General features: G+C 74.7%; 4 protein-coding genes. 3 read left to right on the plus strand and 1 reads right to left on the minus strand.

Annotated elements, in window-relative coordinates; genetic code table 11:
- Positions 1-64: 64 nt before the first annotated feature.
- Complete coding sequence (locus IE217_RS28295; RefSeq protein WP_190180794.1) at positions 65-583, plus strand: DUF1990 domain-containing protein; 519 nt, start codon at positions 65-67, stop codon at positions 581-583.
- Positions 584-652: 69 nt separating this feature from the next.
- Here the strand turns inward: IE217_RS28295 and IE217_RS28300 are convergent, their stop codons facing one another.
- Complete coding sequence (locus IE217_RS28300) at positions 653-3,280, minus strand: glycosyltransferase family 1 protein (RefSeq protein ID WP_190180795.1); 2,628 nt, start codon at positions 3,278-3,280, stop codon at positions 653-655.
- A 394-nt stretch (positions 3,281-3,674) separates the two neighbouring features.
- Here IE217_RS28300 and IE217_RS28305 point away from each other — a divergent pair, with 394 nt between their 5' ends.
- Together IE217_RS28305 and IE217_RS28310 are read left to right on the plus strand one after the other, a co-directional pair.
- Positions 3,675-4,850 (plus strand): S8 family peptidase, encoded by a 1,176-nt coding sequence (locus IE217_RS28305; protein ID WP_190180796.1) that lies wholly within the window; start codon positions 3,675-3,677, stop codon positions 4,848-4,850.
- Positions 4,851-5,057: 207 nt separating this feature from the next.
- Positions 5,058-6,257, plus strand: a 1,200-nt coding sequence (locus IE217_RS28310) for a maltotransferase domain-containing protein (RefSeq protein WP_190180797.1), incomplete at its 3' end; no start/stop codon positions are given.

Here is a 6,257-nt window from a genome sequence, read left to right on the forward strand (position 1 = left end):
GCAGCCGACACGGGCGGCACCCGGGAGCCCCGCGCTCCCGGGTGCCGCCCTACTCTTGGGTCCCATGTCTTCGGCAGACTTCACCTACGAGGAGGTCGGCGCGACCCGCGAGCAGGGCCACTGCCCGCCCGGCTTCCACTCCCTGCGCGTGCGCACCCGCATCGGCGAGGGCGAGGAGGTGTTCCGCCGCGCGTCCGAGGCCGTCCTCACCTGGGAGATGCACCGCGCCGTCGGCGTGGGCGTCGACACCCCCGCCGACCGCGCCGCACCCGGCGTGGACGTCACCGTCTCCCTCGCCGCCGTCGTCAAGGCGCCCTGCCGGGTGGTCTGGACGGTGGAGGAACCCCGCCGGGCCGGCTGGGCCTACGGCACGCTGCCCGGGCATCCGGAGACCGGCGAGGAGTCCTTCCTGGTGGAGCGCACGGGCGACGGCACGGTCTGGCTCACGGTCACCGCCTTCAGCCGCCCGGCCAAGTGGTACGCCCGGGCGGGCGGCCCCGCCACCCGAGCCCTCCAGCACGCCTACGCCCGCCGCTGCGGCACCGTACTGCGCGGCCTGTGCGCGGACACCCCCGAACCCTGAGCCCCGGAGGGCCGGCCCGCCCGCCCCCCACCCGGCTCCGGGGCGGGCCCCCGGACCCCGCCCCGGCTCTCAGCGCAGGAGCACTCCGCCGCCCTCTGCCGCGTCCCGAGGTGGGACCGCGACCAGTCCGAGTTCGGCGCTGGAGGCCAGGAGGCGGTGGGAGGGCAGGATGCGGACCGTGTAGCCGTAGGGGCCGGTGCGGTCCAGGGAGAGCGGGCCCTCGTAGACCCAGCGGCCGTCGGGGTCGGGGGCGCCCGCCGGTTTCAGGGCGACCGTGGTGGCGTCCGTGATCCGGTCCTCCTCGTCCACACGGCCGGAGACGGCCTGCACCTCCACGTCGTCCGGGCCGAGGCCGCCGAGCCCGACGCGCACCCGCAGCCCGAGGGTGGTGCCGAGCTGGGCGACGGCCGAGGTCGCCGCGGGGGCCGAGGTCTCCACGTGGTCGACGGTCACCTCGTGCCAGGCGCCTCGCACCCGCCCCTTCCAGGCGGCCAGTTCCCGCGCCGCGTCGGGACCCAGGGCCCGGTGGGCGTGGGCGGCGGGCGTGTAGAGCCGCTCGACGTACTCGCGCACCATGCGGCCGGCCAGCACCTTCGGCCCGAGCAGGGTCAGGGTCTGGCGGACCATCTGGATCCAGCGGTCGGGCAGCCCGCCCCGCCCGCGCTCGTAGAAGCGCGGCGCGACCCGCTGCTCCAGCAGGTCGTACAGCGCGGCCGCCTCCACGTCGTCGCGGTGGTCGGAGTCGGTGCTCACGCCGTCGGCGGTGGGGATCGCCCAGCCGAAGTCGGGCTGGAACCACTCGTCCCACCAGCCGTCCAGCACGGACAGGTTCAGGCAGCCGTTGAGCGCGGCCTTCATGCCCGAGGTCCCGCACGCCTCCAGCGGGCGCAGCGGGTTGTTCAGCCACACGTCGCAGCCGTGGTACAGCTTCTGCGCCATGGCCATGCCGTAGTCGGGCAGGAAGACGATCCGGTGCCGCACGCGCGGGTCGTCGGAGAAGCGGACCAGTTCCTGGATGAGCCGCTTGCCGCCGTCGTCGGCCGGGTGCGCCTTGCCCGCGACGACGATCTGGATCGGCCGCTCGGGGTGGAGCAGCAGGTCCATCAGCCGGTCGCGGTCGCGCAGCATCAGCGTCAGCCGCTTGTACGAGGGCACCCGGCGCGCGAACCCGATGGTGAGCACCTCGGGATCGAGCACGCCGTCGATCCACCCCAGCTCGGCCGTCCCCGCGCCGCGCTGCCGCCAGGAGGCCCGCAGCCGCCTGCGCACCTCCACCACCAGCTGCTCCCGCAGGTCCCGGCGCAGCTCCCAGACGTCCTGGTCGGGGATGTCGGCGACCGCGTCCCAGCGTTCGGAGCCGCCCACCGACAGCGCGTCCTCGGTGCGCTGCACGCCGATCTGCCGGGCGCCGAGCCGGAACACCTCGGGCGCCACCCAGGTCGGGGCGTGCACCCCGTTGGTCACGGAGGTGATCGGCACCTCGGCGGGGTCGAACCCCGGCCACAGTCCCGAGAACATCTCCCGGCTGACCCTGCCGTGCAGCAGCGACACCCCGTTGGCGCGCTGGGCGAGCCTGAGGCCCATCACGGCCATGTTGAAAAGGTTGGGCTCGCCGCCCGGGTAGGTCTCCATCCCCAGCTGGAGGATGCGCCCCACGTCGATGCCGGGCAGTTCGGCCCCGGGGCCGAAGTGCTGGGCGACCAGCTCCCGGTCGAAGCGGTCGATGCCCGCCGGGACGGGGGTGTGCGTGGTGAAGACCGTCCCCGCGCGCACCGCCTCCAGGCCCGCGTCGAAGTCCAGCCCCTGCTCGCACAGCTCGGCGATGCGCTCCAGGCCGAGGAAGCCGGCGTGGCCCTCGTTGGTGTGGAAGACCTCCGGCTCCGGGTGCCCGGTGAGCCGGCAGTACGTCCGCACCGCCCGCACCCCTCCTATGCCGAGCAGCATCTCCTGGAGCAGCCGGTGCTCGCTGCCGCCGCCGTAGAGCCGGTCGGTGACCTGGCGTTCGCCCAGCGCGTTCTCCTCGACGTCGGAGTCCAGCATCAGCAGCGGGATCCGGCCGACCTGGGCGATCCAGATCCGGGCGTGCAGCGCCTTGCCGCCGGGCAGCGCGAGGGAGACCTGCGCGGGGGTGCCGTCGGCCTCCTCGAGCAGGGTGACGGGAAGCTCGTGCGGGTCCAGCACGGGGTAGTGCTCCTGCTGCCAGCCGTCCCGGGACAGGGTCTGCCGGAAGTAGCCGTGCCGGTAGAGCAGCCCGACCCCGATCAGGGGCACGCCGAGGTCGCTGGCCGCCTTGAGGTGGTCGCCGGCGAGGATGCCGAGCCCGCCGGAGTACTGCGGCAGGGCGGCGGTGATGCCGAACTCGGGCGAGAAGTAGGCGATCGCCGCCGGGAGCCCGGCGGACTGGGCCTGGTACCAGCGGTCGCCGGTGACGTAGTCGTGCAGGTCGTCGGAGGCCGCGGTCAGCCGGCGCAGGAAGCGGCGGTCCCCGGCCAGCTCGGCCAGTCTGGCCGGGCTCACGCTGCCCAGCAGGCGTACGGGGTCGCCCTCGGAGGTCGCCCAGTGCTCCGGGTCGACGGACTGGAACAGGTCGCGTGTCTCGGCGTGCCAGGACCAGCGCAGGTTGCGCGCCAGCTCACTGAGCGGGCGCAGCTGCTCGGGGAGAACGGGACGGACGGTGAACCGACGGATCGCCTTCACTTTCCACCTCAGCGCGTTGGCGTTCGCTGGAAGGACGCACGGCACTGTGCGCCCCGTCACCTTCGACGGTACCCGTCCGGGCGGGGGCGGCGCTGGGCGCTTCGCCCCACTCGCCCCGTATCGGCCCGGCCGGCCGCGTCCGGCGAGGCACTCTTGTACTCCTTCGCCGCCGCACGAGACGCTGCCCGCCTGCCCCAGGGCCTGTCCGGCAATTCCCGTCTGCCACGAGTCGCCATGCACGCACTCTCGCCGCACCGGCCCCAGACCCAAGTACGTCCAGTACGAGGGCCTGGAGCCGGCGCGCCGAGAGCACGCACCTGACGCCGCACGGCCGCCCTTCGGGCGACGACGCGAATTGCCGGACAGGCCCTGGTCGAGGAGGGGAGCTCGGACCATGGCACGGACGCGCACTCGGCGCCCGCGCCGGCTGGGGGGCGTCCTCGCGGCCGCCGCGGCCGCGGTGCTGTCGGCGGTCACCCTGCCCGCGCACGCCGCCGGGGACCGGACCGCCGGCACCGGATACGTGGTCACCCTCAGGGGCGACACCAAGGCCCTGTCGGCCGCCGGGCGGGGAGTCGCCGAGCGGTACGGGGCGAGAATCGGCCAAACCTTCGGCGCGGCCCTGAACGGGTACGCCGTCCGCGCCGACGCGGCCCAGGCGCGCCGCCTCGCGGCCGACCCGCACGTCGCCTCGGTGACCCCGGACGCGCGCGTCGCCCTGGACGGCACGCAGGCCCGTCCGCCCTCCTGGGGCCTGGACCGGCTCGACCGGCCCGGTCTGCCGCTGGACGGGAGGTTCACCGCGCCGGACGGCGGCGGGCGGGGCGTGACGGTGTACGTGATCGACACCGGGGTGCGGATCACCCACCGGGACTTCGGCGGCCGGGCGAGCTACGGCTGGGACTTCGTGAGCGGCGACCGGGGCGCGGGCGACGGCAACGGGCACGGCACCCATGTGGCGGGCACGGTCGCGGGGGCCGCGTACGGGGTCGCGAAGCGGGCCTCGGTGGTCTCCGTACGGGTCCTGGACGACACCGGGGCCGGGACGGTCTCGCAGGTCATCGCGGGCATCGACTGGGTCACCCGGCACGCCCGCAGGCCCGCGGTCGCCAACCTCAGCCTCGGCGGCCCCTACAACGCGGAGCTGGACGCGGCCGTCCGCAACTCGATCAGGTCCGGCGTGACCTACACGGTCGCGGCGGGCAACCACGGCGGCCCGGCCGGGCTGTACTCCCCCGCCGACGTGCCGCAGGCGATCACTGTGGGCGCCACCGACAGCCGCGACGCCCGGGCCGGCTTCTCGGACTACGGATCCGCCGTGGACCTTTTCGCCCCGGGCGTGTCGATCACCTCGGCGTGGTGCACCAGCGACACCGCGCGGGCCACCCTCTCGGGTACGTCGATGGCGGCGCCGCACGCGGCCGGCGCTGCCGCCCTCTACCTGGCGGCCCACCCCCGGGCCACGCCCGCGCAGGTGGCCGGCGCGCTGGTGGGCGCGGCCGCGCCGGTGCGGATCCTCGGCGCCGGGCCCGGTTCACCGGACAGGATTCTCCAGGTTCCGCGGGGGTAATCGCACACCACGGGAACCGGTTCCGTCCGTGTCCGGACGGGACCGGTCTTGTGTGTGGACATACGCGTGAGTAGTTAACAAAGTGCCGGATTGCTCACCCGAATAGGGTGGGAAGGCTCCACCGGTACACCCGACAGGTAGATCACGCAGGACCCACCTCCCCATTGACATCCGCCCACACCCTCGTTGACGCGGACAGGAGCGGTCATGCCCGCCACGCACCACTCGGCAGCACCCCCGACAACCAGCCCGGCAGCCGGCCCGGACGGCGCCCGCGCCACCGCCGTCGGCCGGATCCCCGTCCTGGACGTGCGGCCGGTCGTCCAGCACGGCCGCAGGCCCGCGAAGGCGGTGACCGGGGAGACCTTCGAGATCTCGGCCACCGTCTTCCGCGAGGGCCACGACGCCGTGGCCGCGAACGTCGTCCTGCGCGATCCGGAGGGCCGCGCCGGCCCCTGGACGCCGATGCGGGAGCTGGCCCCCGGCACCGACCGCTGGGGCGCCACCGTGACCGCCGGAGAGCCCGGCCGGTGGACGTACCAGGTGGAGGCCTGGGGGGATCCGGTCACCACCTGGCGCCACCACGCCCGCATCAAGATCCCCGCCGGGCTGGACACCGCGCTGGTCCTGGAGGAGGGCGCCCGGCTGCACGAGCGGGCCGCCGAAGGGGTGCCCGAGGGCGCGGACCGGGACGTCGTACGGGCCGCGGCCGAGGCGCTGCGGGACGAGAGCCGGCCGGCCGCGGTCCGTCTGGCGGCGGCGCTGACGCCGGAGGTGGGCGCGGTGCTGGCCCGCCATCCGCTGCGCGAGCTGGTCACCGCCTCCGAGCCGCTGCCCCTGCTGGTCGAGCGCGAACGCGCCCTGTTCGGCTCCTGGTACGAGTTCTTCCCCCGCTCCGAGGGCACCCCCGAGCAGCCGCACGGCACCTTCACCACCGCCGCCCGCCGCCTGCCCGCCATCGCCGCGATGGGCTTCGACGTCGTCTACCTCCCCCCGATCCACCCCATCGGCACCACTTTCCGCAAGGGCCGCAACAACACCCTCGACCCCACCCCCGAGGACGTCGGCGTGCCCTGGGCCATCGGCTCCCCCGAGGGCGGCCACGACGCCCTCCATCCCGCCCTGGGGACCTTCGAGGACTTCGACGCCTTCGTGGCCCGCGCCGCCGAGCTGGGCATGGAGATCGCCCTGGACTTCGCCCTGCAGTGCTCCCCGGACCACCCCTGGGTCTCCAAGCACCCCGAGTGGTTCCACCACCGCCCCGACGGCACCATCGCCTACGCCGAGAACCCGCCCAAGAAGTACCAGGACATCTACCCCGTCGCCTTCGACGCCGACATGGACGGTCTCGTCGCCGAGACCGTCCGCATCCTGCGCCACTGGATGGCCCACGGCGTGCGGATCTTC

Source organism: Streptomyces naganishii JCM 4654 (assembly GCF_014650575.1).
Lineage (GTDB): Bacteria > Actinomycetota > Actinomycetes > Streptomycetales > Streptomycetaceae > Streptomyces > Streptomyces naganishii.